Annotated in this window: 21 protein-coding genes; 6 read left to right on the top strand and 15 right to left on the bottom strand. The window is 61.7% G+C overall.

The genetic code is table 11. The features are described 5' to 3' along the window. Positions 1 to 4: 4 nt before the first annotated feature. The 4 genes from FHX10_RS02445 to FHX10_RS02430 all read right to left on the bottom strand — a co-directional run bounded on the left by FHX10_RS02445 (position 5) and on the right by FHX10_RS02430 (position 4,330). Positions 5 to 1,063 carry a Gfo/Idh/MocA family protein gene (locus FHX10_RS02445; RefSeq protein WP_028755806.1) on the bottom strand — a complete coding sequence of 353 codons (1,059 nt, stop codon included), beginning with the start codon at positions 1,061 to 1,063 and terminating at the stop codon, positions 5 to 7. Beyond that, a complete protein-coding gene (locus FHX10_RS02440; protein ID WP_028755805.1) occupies positions 1,060 to 1,899 on the bottom strand; it encodes a carbohydrate ABC transporter permease in 840 nt (279 codons plus the stop codon). Before FHX10_RS02440 ends, FHX10_RS02445 begins: the two co-directional genes overlap by 4 nt. 9 nt (positions 1,900 to 1,908) lie before the next feature. After that, positions 1,909 to 2,856 carry a carbohydrate ABC transporter permease gene (locus tag FHX10_RS02435; protein WP_028755804.1) on the bottom strand — a complete coding sequence of 316 codons (948 nt, stop codon included), beginning with the start codon at positions 2,854 to 2,856 and terminating at the stop codon, positions 1,909 to 1,911. Positions 2,857 to 3,070: 214 nt separating this feature from the next. After that, positions 3,071 to 4,330 (bottom strand): ABC transporter substrate-binding protein, encoded by a 1,260-nt coding sequence (locus tag FHX10_RS02430; protein ID WP_047611009.1) that lies wholly within the window; start codon positions 4,328 to 4,330, stop codon positions 3,071 to 3,073. A 525-nt stretch (positions 4,331 to 4,855) separates the two neighbouring features. Here FHX10_RS02430 and FHX10_RS02425 point away from each other — a divergent pair. Both FHX10_RS02425 and FHX10_RS02420 read left to right on the top strand, forming a co-directional pair. Beyond that, positions 4,856 to 5,740, top strand: coding sequence for an N-acetylglucosamine kinase (locus FHX10_RS02425; RefSeq protein ID WP_047611011.1), 885 nt, complete (start codon positions 4,856 to 4,858; stop codon positions 5,738 to 5,740). Next, entirely contained in the window at positions 5,737 to 6,501 is a 765-nt protein-coding gene (locus FHX10_RS02420; RefSeq protein WP_011652849.1) for a GntR family transcriptional regulator, read from the top strand. The genes FHX10_RS02425 and FHX10_RS02420 overlap by 4 nt, the downstream gene beginning before the upstream one ends. Before the next feature lie 133 nt (positions 6,502 to 6,634). Here the strand turns inward: FHX10_RS02420 and metH are convergent, their stop codons facing one another. Beyond that, on the bottom strand, positions 6,635 to 10,408 hold the full coding sequence (metH, locus tag FHX10_RS02415; protein ID WP_184389085.1) for a methionine synthase: 3,774 nt from the start codon (positions 10,406 to 10,408) through the stop codon (positions 6,635 to 6,637). Between the two features lie 215 nt (positions 10,409 to 10,623). On the opposite strand from metH, the gene FHX10_RS02410 reads away from it, so the two are divergent. Next, the gene (locus FHX10_RS02410) at positions 10,624 to 11,883 is read left to right on the top strand and encodes an AGE family epimerase/isomerase (RefSeq protein ID WP_184389073.1); all 1,260 of its coding nucleotides are present in this window, start codon (positions 10,624 to 10,626) and stop codon (positions 11,881 to 11,883) included. Between the two features lie 3 nt (positions 11,884 to 11,886). On the opposite strand, the gene FHX10_RS02405 is transcribed toward FHX10_RS02410, so the two are convergent. The 8 genes from FHX10_RS02405 to FHX10_RS02370 all read right to left on the bottom strand — a co-directional run bounded on the left by FHX10_RS02405 (position 11,887) and on the right by FHX10_RS02370 (position 19,031). Beyond that, complete coding sequence (locus FHX10_RS02405) at positions 11,887 to 12,510, bottom strand: DUF2799 domain-containing protein (protein ID WP_028756351.1); 624 nt, start codon at positions 12,508 to 12,510, stop codon at positions 11,887 to 11,889. Positions 12,511 to 12,642: 132 nt separating this feature from the next. Continuing rightward, complete coding sequence (locus FHX10_RS02400; protein ID WP_028756352.1) at positions 12,643 to 13,140, bottom strand: heme-degrading domain-containing protein; 498 nt, start codon at positions 13,138 to 13,140, stop codon at positions 12,643 to 12,645. A gap of 96 nt (positions 13,141 to 13,236) precedes the next feature. Then, positions 13,237 to 13,848, bottom strand: coding sequence for a flavin reductase family protein (locus tag FHX10_RS02395; protein ID WP_184389070.1), 612 nt, complete (start codon positions 13,846 to 13,848; stop codon positions 13,237 to 13,239). Between the two features lie 3 nt (positions 13,849 to 13,851). Continuing rightward, the gene (locus tag FHX10_RS02390; protein ID WP_047611020.1) at positions 13,852 to 14,595 is read right to left on the bottom strand and encodes an aspartate/glutamate racemase family protein; all 744 of its coding nucleotides are present in this window, start codon (positions 14,593 to 14,595) and stop codon (positions 13,852 to 13,854) included. Between the two features lies 1 nt (position 14,596). After that, positions 14,597 to 15,418 (bottom strand): ABC transporter permease, encoded by an 822-nt coding sequence (locus tag FHX10_RS02385; protein ID WP_047614207.1) that lies wholly within the window; start codon positions 15,416 to 15,418, stop codon positions 14,597 to 14,599. Between the two features lies 1 nt (position 15,419). Further along, positions 15,420 to 16,334: an ABC transporter permease gene (locus FHX10_RS02380; RefSeq protein ID WP_028756356.1), complete on the bottom strand. Its 915-nt coding sequence runs from the start codon at positions 16,332 to 16,334 to the stop codon at positions 15,420 to 15,422. A gap of 256 nt (positions 16,335 to 16,590) precedes the next feature. Then, on the bottom strand, positions 16,591 to 17,889 hold the full coding sequence (locus FHX10_RS02375; RefSeq protein ID WP_047611023.1) for a PotD/PotF family extracellular solute-binding protein: 1,299 nt from the start codon (positions 17,887 to 17,889) through the stop codon (positions 16,591 to 16,593). 53 nt (positions 17,890 to 17,942) lie between these two features. Beyond that, positions 17,943 to 19,031, bottom strand: coding sequence for an ABC transporter ATP-binding protein (locus tag FHX10_RS02370; RefSeq protein WP_028756346.1), 1,089 nt, complete (start codon positions 19,029 to 19,031; stop codon positions 17,943 to 17,945). A gap of 267 nt (positions 19,032 to 19,298) precedes the next feature. Here FHX10_RS02370 and FHX10_RS02365 point away from each other — a divergent pair, with 267 nt between their 5' ends. Then, the gene (locus FHX10_RS02365) at positions 19,299 to 20,009 is read left to right on the top strand and encodes a GntR family transcriptional regulator (protein WP_047611771.1); all 711 of its coding nucleotides are present in this window, start codon (positions 19,299 to 19,301) and stop codon (positions 20,007 to 20,009) included. A gap of 64 nt (positions 20,010 to 20,073) precedes the next feature. On the opposite strand, the gene FHX10_RS02360 is transcribed toward FHX10_RS02365, so the two are convergent. After that, entirely contained in the window at positions 20,074 to 20,487 is a 414-nt protein-coding gene (locus FHX10_RS02360; protein ID WP_028756344.1) for a DUF4174 domain-containing protein, read from the bottom strand. A gap of 169 nt (positions 20,488 to 20,656) precedes the next feature. Next, the gene (locus FHX10_RS02355; RefSeq protein ID WP_028756343.1) at positions 20,657 to 21,040 is read right to left on the bottom strand and encodes a hypothetical protein; all 384 of its coding nucleotides are present in this window, start codon (positions 21,038 to 21,040) and stop codon (positions 20,657 to 20,659) included. A gap of 357 nt (positions 21,041 to 21,397) precedes the next feature. Here FHX10_RS02355 and FHX10_RS02350 point away from each other — a divergent pair, with 357 nt between their 5' ends. Both FHX10_RS02350 and FHX10_RS02345 read left to right on the top strand, forming a co-directional pair. Next, positions 21,398 to 21,604 (top strand): hypothetical protein, encoded by a 207-nt coding sequence (locus tag FHX10_RS02350; protein WP_028756342.1) that lies wholly within the window; start codon positions 21,398 to 21,400, stop codon positions 21,602 to 21,604. Positions 21,605 to 21,628: 24 nt separating this feature from the next. After that, positions 21,629 to 21,868 carry a DUF2934 domain-containing protein gene (locus FHX10_RS02345; RefSeq protein ID WP_028755998.1) on the top strand — a complete coding sequence of 80 codons (240 nt, stop codon included), beginning with the start codon at positions 21,629 to 21,631 and terminating at the stop codon, positions 21,866 to 21,868. Positions 21,869 to 22,449: the final 581 nt, after the last annotated feature.

Below are 22,449 nucleotides of genomic sequence, written 5' to 3'. Positions count from 1 at the left end.
TCCCTTACAATCTGACCGGCTGGCCGGTACGCACGCTCTCGTCGGCGGCAAGGCAGATGCGCAGCGATGCCACCGCATCCGCCATATGGCGGTCGAGGTTCAGATCCTCGCGGATCGCCCTCAGCATGAAGGCCTGTTCCAGGTCGCAAAGCGCCTGATGGCCGGGCTCGCCGGTCATCCTCATATCCTGGTCGGGCCGGATGAACTTGCCGTCCGCGCCGGTCTCGGCCGTGTGCAGACGGATCACGGAGGTCTTGGTGTGCGTGTCGATATCGTCGGACTTGGCGTTCGGATCCATGACAATGGAAACCGCACCCTTCGGCGACATCACGTCCTTCACGAAGAAGGCGGTCTCCGAGATCATCGGTCCCCAACCGGCTTCGTACCAGCCGACCGAACCGTCCTCGAACAGCACCTGCAGGTGACCGTAATTATACATGTCGGCGGCAATCTCGTCGGACATGCGCAGCCCCATGCCGCGCACCTCGACAGCCCTGGCATCAGTGATCTGGCACATGACGTCGACATAATGCACGCCGCAATCGACGATCGGCGAGGTGGTGCGCATCAGCGACTTGTGCGTCGCCCAGGTCGGGCCGCTGGACTGTTGGTTGAGGTTCATGCGGAAGACGTAAGGCGGGCCGAGCTTGCGCGCCTCCTCGATCAGCTTCATCCAGGAAGGGTGATGGCGAAGAATATAACCGATCACCAGCTTGCGCCCGGCCTTCCCAGCCGCCGCGACCACGCGCTCGGCATCGGCGACGGTGGTCGCCAGCGGTTTTTCGACGAAGACGTCGCAGCCGGCCTCGAAGGCGGCGACGGCATAATCGGCATGGCTGTCGGAATAGGTGTTGATCGAGCAGAGGTCCGGCTTCAGCTCGGCGAGCGCCGTCATGAAGTCGGGATGGATCGTATAGCCCTGCAGCTCGGGCTCCAGCTTCGGCGTCGAGCGGTTGACGAGACCAACGATCTCGAAGCCTGGATTGTTGTGATAGGCGAGCGCATGGCTGCGGCCCATATTGCCGAGGCCGGCAACGAGGACGCGGATCGGTTTTACGGTCACTTGACGGCTCCTGACGTGATGCCGCGGATCAGCTGCCGCGAGAAGATGACGTAGAGGACGAGGATCGGCAGGATCGCCAGCGACAGCGCCGCCAGCACCGCATTCCAGTTGGTGACGAACTGGCCGATGAAGATCTGCGAGCCGAGCGTCACCGTCTTGGTGGCCTCCGACGGCGCCAGGATCAGCGGGAACCAGAGGTCGTTCCAGATCGGGATCATCGTGAAGACGGCGACCGTCGCCATGGCCGGGCGCACCAGTGGCAGCACCAGCCGGAAGAAGATCGCATATTCGGAAAGCCCATCGATGCGCCCGGCATTCTTGAGGTCATCCGAAACCGTGCGCATGAATTCCGACAGGATGAAAATCGCCAGCGGTATGCCCTGCGCGGTATAGACGAGGATCAGCGCCGTCAGCGTGTTGACGAGGCCGGCCGCCACCATGCCCTGCAGGATCGCCACCGTGCCGAGACGGATCGGGATCATGATGCCGATCGCCATATAGAGCCCGAGCAGCGTATTGCCGCGGAAACGATATTCCGACAGGGCGAAGGCCGCCATGGCGCCGAAGAGCAGCACCAGCAGGATCGAGACGATCGTGACGATGAAGCTGTTCTGGAAATAGGTGGCGAAATCGCCCTGCCCCAGCACCGTCTGATAGCCGACAAGGCTGAAGGTCGACGGCGTCGGGATCATCAGCGGCTCGCGGAAGATCGAAGCGCGATCCTTGAACGAGTTGACGATGGTCAGAAACACCGGAAACAACGCGACCAGCGTATAGGCGCTCAGCGCCAGATGCACGAGGCCGGTGCGGATGGGAGATGTGCGTGCCTTGGACATGCGCGCTCCTCAGAACTGGTAGCGACGCATGCGCCGCTGGATGACGAAGAGATAAAGCGAGACGCCGGCGAGAATGATGAGGAACATCACCGTAGCGATCGTCGCGCCCATCGAGCGGTCGCCGAGCTGAAGCTGGAAACCGAAAAAGGTGCGGTAGAGCAAGGTGCCGAGAATGTCGGTCGACATGTCAGGCCCGGCGAGCGCCCCCTGCACGGTGTAGATCAGATCGAAGGCGTTGAAATTGCCGACGAAGGTCAGGATCGAGATGATGCCGATCGCCGGCAGGATGAGCGGCAGCTTGATCTTCCAGAATTGCGCCCAGCCGGTAATGCCGTCGCATTCGGCCGCCTCGATCACCTCTTCAGGGATGCTGAGAAGTGCGGCATAGATCAGCATCATCGGAATGCCGATATATTGCCAGTTCGAGATCAGCGACACCGCGATCAGCGCCGAACCGGACTTGCCGAGCCAGGGCGCGAACAGGAATTTCAAGCCGATGAGATCGAGCATCCAGGGCGCCACGCCCCAGATCGGCGAGAGGATCAGTTTCCAGATGAAGCCGACGATGACGAAGGACAAGAGCGTCGGCAGGAACATCGCCGTGCGGTAGAAGGCAACGCCGCGCAGTTTCGGCACCGAAAGCAGGGCGGCAAGCGCCACGCCGATCGGGTTCTGCACGCACATGTGGATGGCAAAGAAGATCAGGTTATTGACAAGGGCATTCCAGAAATCGCGCGCCCAGCGCGCATCGCCGAACAGCACCTTGAAATTCGCCAGTCCGACGAAGGCCGGCTGCCCGTCGACCATATTGTAAAGCGACAGCCGGAGGGTTTCGATGAGCGGCAGCACCATGACGGCGGAATAGACGATCAGGGCTGGCAGCATGAAGACGAAAATGTGCCAGCGCACCGGGCGCTTGAGCGGGACGATATCGGCCGCGTTGTTGGTTTCGCTCATGGCTTTTGCCTGTTCATGTCGACTGGCTGCAAGGGCAGCACAGGTGGAAAACGTTGCGCCTCACCCGGACTCTCCACCACCTGGGAAGAAAGGAACGCCCTGCTGGGATGCTATGTCGGGCTGGGAGGTCGCTGCGAATCTCCTTCTCCCCGCACGCGGGGAGAAGGTGGCCGGCAGGCTGGATGAGGGGCAGCAAACGCCGCCCCTGATCACATCACTTGGCCGGCTTGTACCAGCTGTCGAGGCCCTTCTGGAGCTTTTCGGCAGCAACCGCCGGCGTATCCGTGCCGTTGATGACGTTGGCCGATTCGACCCAGGTCTCGTTTTCGAGGTTCGGCGTGCCGCGCGACAGGATCTGATAGGTCGAGCGCACCGTCGACTTGTACGGGCCGCGCCAGGAAACGAATTCCTGAGCGAGCGGATCGGACATCTTGACCGGGTTGGAGTTCAGGCTGAAGAAGCCCGGCAGCGCGTTGGCGTAGATATCGGCGAACTCAGGCGAAGCAACCCAAGTGAGGAACTTCTTGGCTTCCTCAGCATGCGCGCTCTTCGCGTTCAGGCCGACCGCAATGTCAGGATGGTCGGAGATGTAGCCCGTGTCGCCAGCCTTTGGAACCGGCGGCGGGAAGGCGCCCATCTTGAACTGTGCCTGGCTGTTGAACAGCGCGATTTCCCACGAGCCGGCCGGGTAGATCGCGGCACGGCCGAGCGTGAAGAGGTTCTGGCTGTCGGAGTAGGTCTGAGCTTCGAAGCCGTCGCCGAGATAGGGCTTCCACTTGGCAAGCTCTTCATAGGGCTTGACCCAGTCGGCGTCGGTCAGCTTCTGCTTGCCGGCGATCAGGGCGGCGCGGCCGTCCTCACCCTTCCAGTAGTTCGGGCCGATGTTCTGGTAGCCCATGGTGGCGGCTTCCCAGAGGTCCTTCGTGCCCATGGCGAGCGGGATGTAGGTGCCGTCGGCCTTGATCTTGTCGAGCGCTGCGTAGAACTCGTCCTGCGTCTTCGGCACCGAGATGCCGAGCTTGTCGAAGGCATCCTTGTTGTAGATGAAGCCGTGGATGACCGAAGCCATCGGCACGCAGAAGGTCGACTTGCCGTCGTCGGTCGTCCAGGCGGCCTTTGCGACCGGCGAGAAGTTCTCCATACCCGGCAGATCATTCAGGCTCGTCAAGTTGCCGCTCTTGAACAGGGCCAGCGACTTGTCGAAGGGACGGCAGGTGATGATGTCGCCGGCGCTGCCGGCATCGATCTTGGCAGACGTTGCAGCATCGTATTCGGTCGGTGCTGTCGGCGAGAAGACGAGTTTGATGCCCGGGTTCTTGGCTTCGAAGGCCGGGATGATCTTCTCCTGCCAGATCTGCAGGTCGTCATTGCGCCAGCTTTCGATCGTCAGCGTGACGTCGGCGGCATGGACGAGGCCTGCTGACGTCAGCAGGCTGGATGCAAGCAGGAAGCTTTTCAGAGCAGTGTTTTTCATTTCCCTCTCCTGTTTAAGCGCCGCGAGGCGCTGTTTTCGATCTGAAACAAGCAATTGGCGTGCCTGAGGCAACACCCAACGCCCCTTGGAGGACCGCCAGCAATGCCGGTCCCGAAAGCTCGACGGACACGAAGGCGGATCGCCTGCGGCCGGACTGCGCACCTTCCCAGCGGCTACACCGGGGCGGCGAAATGATGGGGAAAGCCGATGAATGCCCGAATTCGCCACAAGCCCGATAGGCCAGTGGGTCGTCATCTCGATCACCTTCGTAGCGGTTCCGGCTTGGCTTAACTGCCGGTTTTCGTGGGCTTCGAAGTGCTGTTCCCTTTTGCGGAATTAATGCCAAAAAAATACCAATTGTCCAGCCGAATTTAACTTTTCGGCCTGAGAAAATTCGTTAAAAAATTAAATCCAGTGAAATCAATGAGATAAAAAGATTGATTTTCTCCCTCATTCCCACTTGGTAAATGGTATTTTTTTGGTATTGTATTAAAAAACATAGGGAACGGTATATTCGGAGGCCCGATGACGGAGCTTGCAATCGGCATAGACGGCGGCGGAACGAGCTGCCGGGCCGCAGTCGCGGACGGAAACGGCAATGTCATCGGCCGCGGCAAATCAGGCCCTGCCAACATTCTGTCGGATCTCGAAAACTCTCTTCTCAATATCGTCGAATCCGCCCGGCAGGCGCTGTGCGATGCCGGGCTTGCTGCTGAAACCATCTCCTCCGTCGCAGCCGTCGTCGGCGTCGCCGGTGCCAACGTCGGCGATTACGGCAGACGAATCGAAACGGCCCTGCCCTTTACCGAAGGTCGCGTCGTCACCGATGCGCTGATTGCCCTGCAGGGTGCGCTCGGCGATGCCGACGGTATCGTTGGCGCCTTCGGCACCGGCTCGGTCTATAATGCCCGTAGGGATGGCCGGCTGAACGGCATCGGCGGCTGGGGTTTCGTCGTTGGGGACCAGGCAAGCGGCGCCCGCCTCGGCCGCGACCTAATGGAACGATCGCTGCTCGCCCATGACGGGGTGCGGCCGGCATCGCCGATCACCGAAGCGGTCATGGCCGAATACGGCAACGATCCCGAGCGCATCGTCGAATTCGCGCATTCGGCAAGACCGAAGGACTTTGCCCGCTACGCACCTGTTGTCTTCGAACATGCGGCCAAGGGCGATACTGTTGCGGTTGGCATCGTCACCGACGCCGCGACCGCGATCGGCGAAAGCCTCGAGGCGCTGCTCTGGCCCGAATGCCCGTCGATCTGCCTGCTCGGCGGCCTTGCCGAAGCCTATGAACCCTGGCTTGCCGAACGTTACAGGCTGCTGCTCGCCAAACCGAAGGGCGATGCCCTGCAGGGCGCGGTGGGACTTGCGGTGAAGCTCCTGAACAACAGGCAGAGAGGTGCGGCATGAGCGACGACCTCGCTACCATCCTATCCCTGGAGCGCCTGCAGGCTGCCGGTACCGGCCCGCTCTACGTCAAGCTGCGCCGCATGCTCGAAGAGGCCGTGCGCACCGGCACGCTCGGCCACGGCGATGCGCTGCCGCCGGAACGCGACATCGCCGAATTCGCCGCCGTCAGCCGCGTCACCGTCCGCAAGGCGATCGACGAATTGGTCGCCGACGGCCTGCTGGTGCGCCGCCACGGCTCGGGCACCTTCGTCGCCAAGCCGGTCTCCAAGGTCGAGCAACGCCTGTCGCAGTTGACCTCCTTCACCGAGGATATGGCGCGCCGCGGCATGTCCTCCCGCTCCGAATGGCTGCACAAGGGCATCCACACCCCCTCGCCCGACGAGATGATGATTCTCGGCCTCGGCACCGACGTCAAGGTTTCGCGCCTCTCCCGCCTGCGCATCGCCGACGACCAGCCGCTGGCGATCGAGAATGCCAGCGTTTCCGGCGAGTTCCTGCCCGATCCCTCGGCCGTCACCAATTCGCTCTATGCTGAACTCGAACGCCTCCAGGTCCGCCCGGTACGCGCGGTGCAGCGCATCTCGGCAACCAATATGAAGGAAGCCGACGCCCAGCTTCTCGGCGTCTCGGTCGGTGCGGCCGGCCTGTCGATCGAGCGCATCTCCTATCTTGGCTCCGGCCGCGCCGTGGAATTCACCCGCTCGCTCTATCGCGGCGACGCCTATGATTTCGTCGCGGAGCTGACGATCGCGGTGACTTGAACCGCAAGGCCGACATCATCGGCTCAAAAGAAAAATCTTCTTGATTTTCAAAAGCATGGAGCCGGAAAGTGATTCACTTCCGGCTCCCTCCTTTCTTGAATTATTTTATCAGCGGAAGACGCCAAACGGCTGGTTACGCCGCGTCGTCGATCTCCTCATCCGCCTTGCGCGGCACGTAGTTCAGCACCGGTCCGAGCCAGCGCTCGACTTCGGAAACCTCCATGCCCTTGCGCCTGGCATAATCTTCCACCTGATCGCGCTCGATTTTGGCGACACCGAAATAATAGGAGTCAGGGTGGCCGATATAGAGGCCGGAGACCGAGGAACCCGGCCACATCGCATAACTTTCCGTCAGCTTCACGCCGGCCGCTTTTTCAGCGTCGAGCAGCTTGAAGAGCGTTGCCTTTTCGGTGTGGTCAGGCTGGGCGGGATAACCGGGCGCGGGGCGGATGCCGGCATAAGCTTCGGTGATGAGATCCTCTTTGCTGAGCGTCTCGTTCTTGGCATAGCCCCAATATTCTCGACGCACCTGCTCATGCATACGCTCGGCAAAAGCTTCGGCGAAACGGTCGGCCAGCGCCTTGACCAGGATCGAAGAATAATCATCGTTCGCCCGTTCGAAACGCTCGGCAATGGCGATTTCCTCAATACCGGCCGTCACCACGAAGCCGCCGACATAATCCTGAACCCCGCTTGTGACAGGCGCGACGAAGTCGGAGAGCGCCACGTTTGGCCGCCCGTCCCGCTTCGAAAGCTGCTGGCGCAGGGTATAGAAGGTCTCAAGCTCCTGCGTCCTGCTCTCGTCGGTGAACAACCGGATATCGTCGCCGACGGCGCCGGCCGGCCAGAAGCCGATGACGGCGCGCGGGCGGAACCACTTCTCGTCGATGATCTTCTTGAGCATGGCTTGCGCATCGGTCCAGAGCGCGCGCGCTGCCTCGCCCTGCTTCTCGTCTTCGAGAATGGCGGGGTAACGGCCGCGCAGTTCCCAGGTCTGGAAGAACGGCGTCCAGTCGATATATTTGGCAAGTTCGGCCAGATCGTAATCCTCGAACACCCGCGTGCCGAAGAATTGCGGCTTCACCGGCTGGTAGGCAGACCAGTCGATCTTGTGCGCATTCTCGCGAGCCCGGGGCAACGGCAGGCGCACCTTCTCGGCCTCGCTGCGCGCATGGGCGGCCGCCACCTTGGCATATTCGGCTCTTATATCGTCGACATAGCCCTGGCGGGTCTCCGGCGAGAGCAGCGCCGAGACGACGCCAACAGCGCGGCTGGCATCGGTCACATAGATCGTCTGCCCGTTGTTGTAGCCGGGGTGAATCTTCACGGCCGTATGCACGCGGCTGGTCGTCGCCCCGCCGATCAAGAGCGGGATCTTGAAACCCTGCCGCTCCATCTCGGCCGCAACGTGCACCATCTCGTCGAGCGACGGCGTGATCAGGCCCGAAAGGCCGATGACATCGACCTTCTCGGCGATCGCCGTTTCGAGGATCTTCGTCGCCGGCACCATGACGCCGAGGTCGACGATCTCGTAATTGTTGCAGGCCAGCACGACGCCGACGATGTTCTTGCCGATATCGTGCACGTCGCCCTTGACCGTCGCCATCAGGATCTTGCCGGCCGACTGGCGCTCTTCGCCGCCGTTGAGGCGCTTTTCCTCTTCCATGTAGGGCAGCAGCACGGCGACCGCCTGCTTCATGACACGCGCCGACTTGACCACCTGCGGCAGGAACATCTTGCCCGAACCGAAGAGATCGCCGACGACATTCATGCCGGCCATCAGCGGGCCCTCGATGACATGCAGCGGCCGGGCGGCCTGCTGGCGCGCCTCCTCGGTATCGGCCTCGATATATTCGGTAATGCCGTTGACCAGCGCATGTTCGAGACGCTTCTCGACACTCCATTCGCGCCAGGAGAGATCCTGGACCCGGCCTTCCCGGGCGCCGGCGCCGCGGAAGCGCTCGGCCACTTCGAGCAGCCGTTCGGTGCCGTCGGGGCGGCGGTTCAGCACCACGTCCTCGCAGGTCTCGCGCAGCTCGGGATCGATGTTGTCGTAGACCGCCAGCTGGCCGGCATTGACGATGCCCATGTCCATGCCCGCCTGGATGGCGTGGTAGAGGAACACGGCGTGCATCGCCTCGCGCACCGGCTCGTTGCCGCGGAACGAGAAGGACAGGTTCGAAACGCCGCCGGAAATATGCACCAGCGGCATGCGCTCACGGATCGTCCGCGTCGCCTCGATGAAATCGACGCCGTAATTATTGTGCTCTTCGATGCCGGTCGCGACCGCGAAAATGTTCGGATCGAAGATGATATCCTCGGGCGGGAAGCCGATCTTCTCGGTCAGCAGCTTGTAGGCGCGCGTGCAGATTTCCACCTTGCGCTCATAGCTGTCGGCCTGTCCGGTCTCGTCGAAGGCCATGACGACGACGGCCGCCCCGTAATTGTGCAACAGCCGCGCCTGGGCGAGGAAATTCTCCTCGCCTTCCTTCAGCGAGATCGAGTTGACGATCGGCTTGCCCTGGACGCGCTTCAGGCCGGATTCGATGATCGAGAACTTCGACGAATCGATCATCACGGGCACGCGGGCGATGTCAGGCTCGGCGGCGATCAGGTTGAGGAACTCGACCATCGCCTTTTCGGAATCGATCAGGCCCTCGTCCATGTTGATGTCGATCACCTGCGCGCCGTTCTCGACCTGGTCGCGGGCGACGTCGAGCGCTGCCGTATAATCGGCATTGGTGATCAGCTTGCGGAACTTCGCCGAGCCGGTGACGTTGGTACGCTCGCCGACATTGACGAAGGGAATGTCCTTGGTCAGCTCGAAAGGTTCGAGGCCTGACAGCGACATGAAGGGACGATGCTCGGGGATCGGCCGCGGCTTGTACTTGGCGACGGTCTCGGCGATCGCCCTGATATGTTCCGGCGTCGAACCGCAGCAGCCACCGACGATATTGACGAGGCCTTCGCGGGCGAAGCTGTCGATCTGCGCGGCCATCAGCTCCGGCGTTTCGTCATATTGACCGAATTCGTTCGGCAGGCCGGCATTCGGATATGCGCAGATGAAGGTGTCGGCGACGCCCGAAAGTTCCTGCAGATGCGGGCGCATGGCGTTGGCGCCGAGCGCGCAGTTGAGACCGATCGTAAAGGGATTGGCATGGCGCACCGAGTTCCAGAAGGCCGACGGCGTCTGGCCGGACAGGGTGCGGCCGGACAGATCGGTGATCGTGCCGGAGATCATCACCGGCAGGCGCACGCCCTTGGCCGCGAAGCGCTCCTCGCAGGCGAAGATCGCCGCCTTGGCGTTCAGCGTGTCGAAGATCGTCTCGATGAGGATGATGTCGGCGCCGCCGTCGATCAAGCCGTCGATCTGCTCGCCATAGGCGGAACGCAGATCGTCGAAGGTGACGGCGCGAAAGCCGGGATTGTTGACATCGGGCGAGATCGAGGCGGTGCGGTTGGTCGGGCCGATGGCGCCGGCGACGAAGCGGCGGCGGCCGTCCTCGCGCTCAGCGCGCTGTGCCGCCCGGCGCACGATCTCGGCACCTTCCTTGTTGAGGTCGTAGACCGCACCTTCCATCTCGTAATCGGCCTGCGCGATGCGGGTCGAGGAGAAGGTGTTGGTCTCGAGAATGTCGGCGCCGGCCTTGGCGTATTTGTAATGGATCTCTTCGATCGCGTCCGGCTGGGTCAGGATCAGAAGGTCGTTATTGCCCTTCTGGTGACAGGCGCAGCCGATGAAGCGTGTCCCGCGGAACTGGTCTTCGTCATAGCCGAGCCCCTGGATCTGTGTGCCCATGGCGCCGTCGAGGACAAGGATGCGTTCGCTCGCGGCTTGTTTCAAAGCCGCGAAAACTTCACTGCCGTCACGCTTGCCCGTTTCCGGACCAAAGAGATTGTCAAACACGGGAGGGCTCCTTGACGTCATAAGACCAGACTTCCAAATCACATAAAGATATCTTTATGTCAATATATGCCTATCGATTTCGTGCTTTGCAAGGCTACAGCGCCGCGCGCCTTTTCAGACGTGCAATGGACGGCCGATGCGATAGACCGATGACAGGCTTGCCCGACCTCTATATAGGCGTTTGCAACGCTTGTGCACGAAATCGGAGGAGCATCATGGCACCCGCAACCGGCAATGCCGCGCTTGGAAACTGGACGACCCGCGCCTATCATCGCGACTGGCTGCTCAAGCAGGCGAACGGCCTCTTCGATTTCTTCCAGCACAATTCGGTCAACCCCAAGGGCGGCTTCTACGATCTCGACGACCGAGGCCGGCCGCTCGATGCCGAGGGCCAGGTTCGCGGCATCCATATTGCCGCGCGCGCCGTGCATTGCTTCTCGATCGGCGCCCTGCTCGGCCGTCCGGGCGCTGCCGACGTCGCCGACCACGGCATGAACTATCTCTGGAACCATCATCGCGACCGGAAAAACGGCGGCTATTTCTGGTCGCTTAACAATGACGGTCCGGTCGATTCCAACAAGCAGGGCTATGGCCATGCTTTCGTGCTGCTCGCCGCCTCCTCCGCAAAGACCATCGGCCATCCGCTTGCCGACGGCATGCTCAATGATATCACCGAGATCCTCAACACAAAGTTCTGGGAAGCCAAGCACGGCGCAATCGCGGAGGAATTCACCGCCGACTGGCAGCCGCTCGACGGCGGCGCCTATCGCGGCCAGAACTCCAACATGCATCTGACCGAAGCGCTGATGGCGGCCTTCGAAGCGACCGGCGACAGGCAATATCTGACCAAGGCCGAAAGCATCGCCGATCTCGTCATCCGCCGCGCGGCCGGTTCGGTCGACTGGCGCGTCGCCGAGCATTTCGACGCCGAATGGAATCTCGACAAGACCTATTATCATCCGAACGAAATGTTCCGCCCGGCCGGCACGACGCCCGGTCATTGGCTGGAATGGGCTCGCCTCATCCTGCAGCTCTGGGCGCTCGGCGGCAAACGCATCGAATGGATGCCGGATGCGGCCAAGGCGCTGTTTGCCCAATCCATGGCGCTCGGCTGGGACAACGACAAGGGCGGCTTCTTTTATACGCTCGACTGGGACGACAAGCCCGCCAAGCGCAACAAGCTCTGGTGGCCGGCCTGCGAAGGTGCGGCTGCCGCCCATTTCCTCAACGAACATCTGCCGAGCGATTTCCACGAGGAGAGCTACCGCAAGATCTGGAACGTGATCGAGCGCGCCTTCATTGACCACAAGAACGGCGGCTGGCATGAGGAACTGACGGAAGATCTCGTGCCCTCGCACTCGCTCTTCCCCGGCAAGGGCGATATCTACCACGCGCTGCAGGCCTGCCTCATTCCGCTCTTCCCGGCAACCGGCAGCCTGACGAAGGGCATCGCCGAGGCCAATGGCAAGCTCTGAGCTTCAGTAACCCGGCGCCGGCAGTTCGGCGCTCGGGTTGCGCTGGAACCATTCGACATCCTCGTTGACGCGGTCGAGATCGTCCTGCACGTCGCGCTGGTCGCGGCGGATGTCGTGCATGTCGTCTTCCAGATCCTCGATCCGCCGGCGCAGTTCCGACCGGTCGCCATCCTTGGCATCCCTCAGCTTGTCGGAAAGCTCGTCAATGCTCATCTCCTTGGAGCTATAGTCGTTCTGCATCGAGTTGAGGCGTTCCTGCAGCCCGTGCTGCTTGCTGCCGAGGTTGAAGCCGCGCAGGAACCCCGGCGCGGTTTCCGGTGGGCAGACATTGGCATAGCCGCTGCCCGCCTGGCCGCGTGAAAGCCCGCTGAGCGGCGTGCAGTAGCGCACCAGGCCCGCTTGATAGCCCTGGAACCAGATCGACTGATCGGGGATGATCTTGACCCGTTCGCAGGATTTCGCATGGGCGGCGAAACGCTGCTGCGGCTCGTAGCCCGCCGCCCCGTCACTCTCACCGATCACCCGCCAGTCGGCGGCGACGCATTCCTCCTTGGACAGCGTGTTGCAGGAGGCAAGGAAAAGGCCGAAGCCGACAATGGCGGCAAGCGCAAGAAACAAGCGGATCATGGCGTCCCGGGGTAAAATAGGAGTGCGATGCCGCAGCTTAGCCGCAGGATAGGGCCGCGTCACCGGAGCGGCGACACGATTTTGCAGTTTTCATGGCTTTTTTCTGTCAAAATCACGGCAGGAAAGGTCGCATCAGAGCGGCGGGGCAAGCCGCAACGTATCCAGATCCTTCGCCAGCATCAGCGCCAGTGCCTCGACCGCGAGATTGTGGTCGTCGCGCTGCGGCAGGCCGGAGACAGTGACGGCGCCGATGCAACCGGTGCCCTTGACGTTGATCGGAAAACTGCCGCCATGCGGCGCATAGTCGGCGCCATCAAGCCCATTGTCTTCGACCGTCTTGCCGTCCTTCTGCAACTTCAGGCCGGAGGCATAGCTGCTGCGGAAATAGCGCAACACCATGTTGCGCTTGCGGCGGACCCAATTGACGTTATCGGGCGTCACGCCAGGGAGTGCCGCGTAAAACACCGGCATCGAATGCAAGGTCACATCGATCGCGATGCCGAGGCCGCGCTCGGTGGCGAGTTCCTGCAGGAGCTTGCCGAGCTGCCATGCCGTCGTCAGGTCGAAAGCGTCGAAGCTCAGCGCTTTCTCCTGCTCCGCGATCCGGCTGAGATCGTTCTCGATTGTCATGGGTAAGCGCTCCTCTGCCGCGATAATCCGTGCAGACCATTCGCGCGGGAGCCGAAAAAGTAAAGCAAAACTTGGGCCTATGGCCTATCGCACCCGTCAGAGCTTCGGCGTCAGCATCTCGAAACGGTCGCGGATGGTGGCGCAGGTATCGCCGCCGAGCCTTGCAATCGCATCGACCGCTGCCGGATCGACATGCAGCCTTTGCGGATCGACGACCCCGTCGCGGTAATGCGCATAGACGATCTCACCCATGACGATCTGCCGCGAGCGGCCGAGTTCCAGCGTCACATGCCGCCGGCATTCGAAGGCGGCCGGCGCTTCGGCGATGAAGGGCGATGCCACCTTCTCGCCCGGCATCGCCGTCAACCCCGCTTCCTTCAGCTCGTCGACGCCGCGCGGATATTTGGCGCCGCAGACATGCATCGCCTCGGCGATGGCGAAGGAGACGATATTGACCGTGAACACCTCGGTCATGCGGATATTGTGGCCGGTGTCCTTGAACGACATGTCGGCATTGTTCTCGACCCCGATCGCAAGGATCGGCGGATCGGCAGAAAGGCAGTTGAAGAAGCTGAAGGGCGCGGCGTTGATCCGGCCGTCCTCATCCACCGTCGTCACCAGCGCGATCGGCCGCGGGATGATCGTGCCGATCATCAGCTTGTAGCGTTCGCGCTCGGTGAGCTGTTTGAAATCGAAGGAAACGGACATGGCTCAGCCGGCTTTCCGGACTGGCGCAAAACCGCTCATCGCCCCGCTGAAGGGTTTCGGCAGCGGCGAGGCATAGGAGCCGCGCTTGCTGGTGGAAAGCCCGAGCGACACCAGCGCCTCGGCCTGCTTGACGGCGGCCGCAACGCCGTCGACGACCGGCACGCCGTAGATCTCCTGCAGCTCGCGCGCCAGATCGGTCATGCCGGCACAGCCGAGCACGATCGCCTCGGCGCCGTCCTCTGAAAGCGCCCGCTCGATCTCGGCCCTGAGCTTGCCGATTGCGCCCGAGGCCGCATCTTCCAGCTCCAGCACCGGGATGTCGGAGGCCCGCACCTTGGCGCGCTCGCCCATGCCGTAGCGGCGCACGAGATTGTCGATCAGCACCCGCGAGCGCTCCAGCGTCGTCACCACGGTGAAGCGCTGCGCCAGGAAGCCCGCCGTCACCACGGCGGATTCGCAAAGCCCGAGGATCGGCACATCGGCAAAGCTCCGTGCCGCTTCGAGCCCGGTATCGTCGAAGCAGGCGATCACAGCCGCGTCATAGCCGACCGCCTGCCGCTCCTGGAGTTCAGAGAGCAGACCGGGGATCGCCAGCGCGCCGTCGTAATGTCCCTCGATGGAAACCGGCCCCATGCGCGACGTCGCGGCGATGATGTCAGTGCCGGAGGCTGCCACCGCACGCGCGGCGGTCGCGGCCTTCTCGGTCATGGAGGCCGTTGTGTTCGGATTGACGATGAGGATGCGCATATCAGTTTATCTTTGCCTGCCGCCGGCTGAGCATCATCATGATACCGAGGGCGATGAGAATGATGGTGAAGGAAAACAGCGTCGTCACCGTGCCGAGCGCATAGAGCACCGGCGTCGTGACGTTGGTCGTCATGCCGTAGATTTCGAGCGGCAAGGTGTTGTAGCTGCCTGAGGTCATCAGCGTGCGGGCAAATTCGTCATAGGAGAGCGTGAAGCCGAACAAGCCGACGCCGATCAGGCTTGGCGCGATCATCGGCAGCACGACATGGCGGAACGTCTGCCAGGAGCTGGCGCCGAGATCGCGCGCCGCCTCTTCGTAAGCCGGCGAGAAACGGTTGAAGACGGCAAACATGATCAGCACGCCGAAGGGCAGCGTCCAGGTGAGATGCGCGCCGAAGGCCGACGAATACCAGGCGGGCTTCAGCCCTCCCTGCTGGAAGACCACGCCGATGCCGAGCGAGATGATGATCGACGGCACGACGAGGCTTGCGACCGTGGCGTAAAACAGCGCGGTCGAACCGCGGAAGCGGCGGCGGAAGGCAAGCCCGGCAAGCAGCGACACGACGACCGTCACCGCCATCACCATCAGCCCGAGGGTGAAGGAACGGCGGAACGAGGCGCCGAAATCGCCGACCGCCTGCTTCTCGAACAGGTTGAAGAACCAATGGGTGGAAACGCCGTTCATCGGGAAGGTCAGGCCGCCGTCCGGTCCCTGGAAGGAAAGGATCAGGATCGCCGAAAGCGGGCCGTAGAGAAACAGTACGAAGATGATGAAGAAGATCGCCAGCAGATAGAATTCCAGGCCGCGTTTTTCGTGGTTCATCTCAAAGCTCCTTGCGGATGTCGACGACGCGCAGGATGGCCGCGACCATCAGGAGCACGACGGCGAGCAGCACCACGGCATTGGCGGCCGCTGCCGGATATTGCAGCAGCGACATCTGGTTCTTCATCATCAGCGCCACCGAGGCGCTCTGGCCGCCGGACATCACCTGCACCGTCGAAAAGTCGGCCATGACGAGCGTCACGACGAAGATCGTGCCGATCGCCATGCCGGGCTTGGCGAGCGGAATGACGACGTTCCATAATATCTGCCAGCCCGACGCACCGGCATCGCGCGCCGCCTCGAACAGCGACCGGTCGATGCGCATCAGCGTGTTGAAGATCGGCGTCACCATGAACAGCGTATAGAGATGCACCATGGCGAGCACGACGGCGAAATCGGAATAGAGCAGCCATTCGATCGGCTGCGGAATGATGCCCATTTTGATCAGCGCCGAATTGACCAGGCCGTTGCGCCCGAGCACCGGGATCCACGAGATCATCCGGATGATGTTCGACGTCATGAACGGCACGGTGCAGACGAGGAAGAGGATCATCTGCGTTGAGGTCTTGCGGATGTGGAAGGCCAGGAAATAGGCGACCCAGAAGCCGATGACGAGCGTCAGCGACCAGACGATCGCGGTGAATTTCAACGTGTTGAGATAGGTCTTCCACGTCACCCACGAACCGAGCGTGTCGGTATAGTTCATGGTGAGGAAATCGGGGTAGAGACCGGCGAAATCGTAGTCCCAGAAGCTGACGACCGCGATCATGGCGATCGGCAGCAGGAAGAAGAAGCCGAGAATGGCGAACAGCGGCGTCGCCTGGAGATAGGATATCGCCGATGGGGAGAGCCTCAGTCCACGCCCGCCGCGCGCGCCCTGGCCGTCCTCCTCCGTTTCCGCTGCGATGGTCGCCATATCCGGTTCTCCGTTCTGATTACGTCAAGTGGAACGAAGGTGCGTGCCGCCCCCTCCATCCGCCTGCCGGCACCTTCTCCCCGCTGGGGAGAAGAGAATCGCGGTGGCGTCCGGGCCACCGGCTTTCCGACAGGGAGGGCTCAAAAAAGACCCCTCCCCAACCCTCCCCACAAGGGGGAGGGAGTTCTCTGCCGCACCGCCTCCGGACTCCCTCGCCCTTGTGGCGAGGGTTGGGGAGGGGAAAACGGCAATCGCATTACGCAGCGATGAACTCGTTCCAGCGGCGGACCATGTAGCGGTCCTCGTCCATGACGGAGTTCCAGCAGGCGACCGCGCCCATGCGGGCTTCGAAGGCTCCGCCGTCGCGAACGGCGCCGGCCTTTTCCATGACCTTGCCTTCAGGCGACAGGATATCGCCCTGTGCCGGCTTGCCCTCGATCCAGTAGCCCCATTCGTCGGCTGTCATGAAGTTCTTGGCCGTTTCCATGCAGGCGGAATAGTAGCCCTGGCGGTTGAGGTAGCCGCCGACCCAGCCCGACGTGTACCAGTTGATATATTCGTAAGCCGCATCGAGCTGCGCGCCCTTGAGGTGCGAGGCAAGGCCGAGGCCGCCGCCCCATGCGCGGTAGCCTTCCTTGAGCGGCTGATACTTGCAGGCGATACCCTTGGAGCGGACGGCGGCGACGGCCGGCGACCACATGGACTGGATGACCACTTCACCCGATGCCATCAGGTTGACCGATTCGTCGAAGCTCTTCCAGAAGGCGCGGAACTGGCCGTCGCCCTTAGCCTTGATGAGGAATTCGATCGTCTTGTCGATCTCTTCCTTGGTCATGTTGCCCTTGTCGGCATACTTGATGTTGCCCATAGCCTCCATGATCATCGCAGCATCCATGATGCCGATCGACGGGATGTTGAGGATCGAAGTCTTGCCCTTGAACTTCGGATCCATGATGTCGGCCCAGCTCGAAATATCGCGGCCGACGAGATCGGGGCGGATGCCGAGCGTATCGGCATTGTAGATGGTCGGAACCATCGTCATCCACTGCGTCGGTTCCTTGGCAAAGGTCTTGGCGCCCGGAGCCTCGACGAAGCCGACCGTGTGCGGCGCCGTGCCCTGGGCGATGACGCTTTCCGGCTTCAGCTTGCCGTTGATGAACAGCGGCACGATCTTGTCGTAATATTTCAGCTTCTTGACGTCCATCGGCTGCAGGACGCCTGTCGGGAACACCTTCTTGGCGATCCAGTATTCGATATCGGCAATGTCGTAGCTGTCGGGCTGGGTGACGGCGCGCTGGGCGGCGGCGTCGGAATCGGTCGCCGTCATCTCCAGCGTGATGCCGAGATCGGCTTTGCACTTCTCGGCGATGGCGTTGATGTTGGAAACACCGGTGCCGAACTGGCGAAGCGTGATGTTCGTCTGCGCCCAGATTGTCGGAAAGCCGGTGATAGCGCCGGAGCCGGCGATGGCGCCGACGGCGGCAGCGCCGGTCTTCAGCAGTGTGCGGCGGGACAGACCCTTCTCCGCCTTGGTCGATGTCGTTTCAGTCGTCATGTCAGTTCCCCTTTTCTTGATATGGAAGGTTCATGGTTCTTGATGGTGATGGCTCACGCCGAGGAGCGGCCGAGAAGCACGGCATCCTCGAGCGCCCAGCTGAGCGCGACGGTGTCGCCGACGGCGACCGGCCGGGCGAAATAGTCGCCGTCGTCTGATATGACGGTGAAATCGTCGCTGCCGGCGCCGATAACGGTGATCTTCACGGAAGAGCCGCGATATTCGATGTTGGAGACGATGCCGTTGAAGCCGAGCGTCCATTCGGTCGCCACCTGCAGGCGCACGCGATCGGTGCGGATGCCGATATCGACGCGCTCGCCGACCTCCCTGCCCGTCCCGCGCACGGAAAAGCTCTGCCCCTCCGGCACCGTCATGACCAGCACCCCGTTTTCGCTCGATGTCACCTGGCCGGACAGCACATTGTGATCGCCCATGAAGCGCGCGACGAAGGCCGTCGCCGGCCGTTCGAAGACCTCGCGGGGTGCTGCGGCCTGCTCGATCCGGCCGTCATTCATGATGACGATGACATCGGCGAGCGCCATCGCCTCTTCCTGGCTGTGGGTGACGTGCACGAAGGTGATGCCGAGCGACTTCTGCAGCTTCTTCAGTTCGGCGCGCATGCGGATCTTCAGGAACGGATCGAGCGCCGACAACGGCTCATCGAGCAGCAGCGCTTCCGGATCGGTGATCAGCGCGCGCGCCAGCGCCACGCGCTGTTGCTGGCCGCCGGAAAGCTGGGCCGGACGCCTGCTGGCATAGGCCTCCATCTGCATCAGTTTGAGCATCTCGCGCGCCTTCGCCCGCCGCTCCTGCTTGTCGACGCCTTTCATCTTCAGGCTGAAGGCGACGTTGTCGATCAGGTCGAGATGCGGGAACAGCGCGTAGGACTGGAACATCATCGCCGTGCCACGCCTGGCCGGCGGAAAGTCGGTGACCACGACATTGCCGAGCCGAATATCGCCCGACGAAATGCTCTCGTGGCCGGCGATCATGCGCAGCGTCGAGGTCTTGCCGCAGCCCGACGGGCCGAGGAAGCAGCAATAGGAGCCGGCCGGAATTTTCAGGCTGATCGCATGGACGGCCGTCGTCGCGCCATAGACCTTCGAAACGGATACTATATCGATCTCTGCCGCTTTCGACATCATGCCTTCCCCTGTTCGAAAAAGACGATGCATCTGCCGTGCCAAATGCAGTTTTCTGCATCAAACCGTTGCGAAATAAGGATTTTATATCAACAGAAGTTTCAAGGGCGAATTATAGGCAGAACCGCATCTGCTCACGATTTAGGCTATCGTGCGCGATTTGTGCAAAAGATCGTATACAATTTCAGCGTCACTTCGGGCACAAATTCTATTTAACTTTTGCCGCGAACACGGATATGGTTTGCCGACCATCAGGAAATCGATTTCATGAAATCCGCTGCCAAGGCTCAGCAGGCCGACGACTCCGCCGAGACCGGCGCGCAACAGATCCGCGATGCCATTCGCGAAGCGATCGTCGAGCGCAGGCTCTCGCCCGGTACCAAGCTTTCGGAAAGCGATGTCGGCAATCTCTTCAATGTCAGCCGCACGCTTGCCCGCGCCGCCCTGCAGGCACTCTCCTATGAAGGCCTCGTCAGCGTCGAGAAGAACCGCGGCGCTTTCGTCGCTTATCCCTCGCCTGATGAGGCGCGCCAGATCTTTTCCGCCCGCCGGCTCGTCGAACCCGGCATATTGCGCGAGGCAGCCGCCCGGATCACGCCGGATGACATCGCCCATCTGAGACAGCTGCTGCTGGAAGAAGGCCGCCTGATGAGCGAGCGCGGCCAGACGGCGCGCCGAGCCGAGATCAAGGCATCGGGCGATTTTCACCTGACGCTGGCGGCGATATCCGGCAATGCCATCATGCAGCGCTTCATGGAGGAACTCGTTGCCCGCTCATCCCTCGTCATTGCGCTCTATGGCCAGTCGACCGCATCGAGCTGCGGCCACTCCGAACATGGCGACATCATTTCGGCGATCGAAGTCAAGGAACTCGACCGCGCCTGCCAGCTGATGCTGCATCATATCGCCCATATCGAGGCCGACCTCGATCTGCGCGAACGCAAGAGCCTCGGCCTCAAGGAAGCCTTCGAGCTCTGAACACGCAAAGGGGGAGCGCAGCTTTCGCCACCCCCGCTTTCGTTTCAGACCGAAGGCTGAAGCCTTACCAGGGTGTCTCCTTCGGCAGCGTCTCGAAGGCCGCGAAAATTTCCTCCGCGGTTTGCGGCTCGCTCGACCGCAGTCGGACGGTTCCGTCGCGCCCAATCAGGATCAGGCCGAACTCACCGGCCGGCGGTCCCTGCAGCCGCGCGCGAATATCGTCGGCATCGAGCTCCCAGTCATCGTCGAACAGCGCGAACGCGCCGCCGCCGGCAATGGTGAATACCTCGACGTCTTCCTCGATGAGGCGCATTTGCGCCTTGCGCAGCCATTCGTCCTGAATGATTGGACGGTCGTCTTGCGCGTCGGCGAAGATGATCAATACCCGCTTCCTGTCGCGAAACTGCTCCAGCGATTGCGGAAGCTCCGGCTCATGCCTGGATGCGCCGATGATTTCATGAACGATGGATTTCAGCATGATGCTCGTTCCTCGGCCGTCATCACTACAGAATTGCGCGTACAGAATTGCGCGTCCGAAGACGCGAGGCGCCGTAGTGGCGGGCTGTGCGGACTAAACGGCTGGGGATGAGCGAGGTTCCGCCGAAAAGCGGAAAAGGATCGCAGCCATGGCCGCGATCCTCGTCCTGTCAGTCGCGGCTCTGGTCTTCGGCCGCGTGGGCCGAAACGGCGACGAGATCCGCCGTGCCGTTGGCGAGAAGGCGCTTGCGCACCAGCACGCGCATGACGCGTGCCGCCGTCGAGAAGGTCATCTGGTCGAGCGGGCCTTCGCCCTCCCACGGCTTGGTCAGCCGTTCGGTGACGGCGCCGACGATATTCATCGGCACGATGTCGGTGCATTCGCGCATGGCTTCGAAAACGAAGCTGATGGGGATGATCCGTCCTTCGTGGGTCACGATCGGCTCGGTCAATTCGCTATCCCATTCCTCGAAGGCATAGAGCGCTTCGCGGAACAATTGCTGGAGGGTAAACGGCGCGTGGCCGTTATGAAGTGGCGGCAGTGCATTCATCATGTCTGTCTCCTCTTGTTGGATTGAAGCCAAGTCCTCCGGTATCGGTCGGCATCAACGCGGGAACGGAAAATATTGCCCCTGCGGACCGAATAACACGATTGATTCTATAGAGTAACGTGCCGGGGATAAAGCCATTTATCGGCCGCCGCGAAAGCCAATTTCATAACCGGCTGAAATTCCTGCATTTTTTAGGCGAAATTTTCTCAGGCAGCACCCTTTTGGAAAATTCATGCCACCCGCATTCAGGCGCCCCAAAACGGTACGACGAGGCGAAAAAACCCTGAAAAATCACGGAACCTTTGTCGTTGTAATTTGTTTTGTTCTCATAATTCGCAAAACAGTCTGGGGTTATCACCAATGACGCAAATCCGTGAGCCGGAGCGCCGAAGCAGAATCCTGCGCGGCCGCCCCTATAGCCTTGATGAATTCGCTTCCAAATATGGCCTGCTGAGCGATCAGGCCGAAAGCCTGTTCACCCGTTTCGGGCCCTCCTCTATCGAACTCGACCTGCTGATGGCAGCCAAACGCCGGTCGCCGGTTCTGCCGGACAGAATTGCCGAATAACACTTTGACGAGTGGAATGGATAGATGAGCGACAGACGCCACGAATGGATCAGCAAAAGAGCTTACGCGATCTGGGAAGAACAGGGCCGGCCCATTGGCCGCGACGACGAACACTGGCGCCAGGCGGTTGCCGAACGCGATGCGCTTGAGCGCACGAAGGCCTCTTCCGATGGCCGCGAGGTGCTGGTGAAGTTTCGCCCGAGATCGCAGCAGCCCGAAATGCCGCGGCAAGACTGGGTCAATCCTTCCACAATGGTCGGCTGACCCCCTATCCCAAGCCGGCTTCAGCCGTTCGGCAGTGCTCGTCCATTGCCGGAGCCCCCCGTGGCGGCCTCGTCCTTAGAGGCCCCTGCGGGGCGCATCGGGATGAGGGGGAGCGGCGTCGCCGCTTGCCTCCCCGGAGAGCAGAACGGCAAGCCAGACTCTGCACGGCACCACTCAGTACCACACGGCATACCGATCGCCCGCCTGCCACACGGCCGCCGATCAGCCGCTGCCACGCCACACACCAATCAACCCTCATCCTGAGATGCGCAGGCCGAAGGCCGGAGCCTCGAAGGACGGAGGCGGGTGATGGGTGCTGCGGCCGCATGTATAGCCGGAGCGGACCCCGGTGGCCGGCCTTGCTCTTCGGAGCCCTGGCACTTCAGGATGGAAAGAGGGCTCGGCTTGCCTTTCGCAAGAGAGCGTCAGCGACCGCACGGCGTAACCGTTTCCACAAACATCATCGCTCCCGCCGCAAAGTCTCCATCACTCGTTTCGGAACAAGTCGATGAAATAATGCGGATTTCTTAACCATAGATCCAGAACGCAGAGTCCGATCCTTTCACCGCCAAATCGAATCA

It is taken from the genome of Rhizobium sp. BK591 (assembly GCF_014195045.1).
Classification (GTDB): Bacteria; Pseudomonadota; Alphaproteobacteria; order Rhizobiales; family Rhizobiaceae; genus Rhizobium; species Rhizobium anhuiense.
This window is presented reverse-complemented; position numbering and strand designations above follow the sequence as displayed.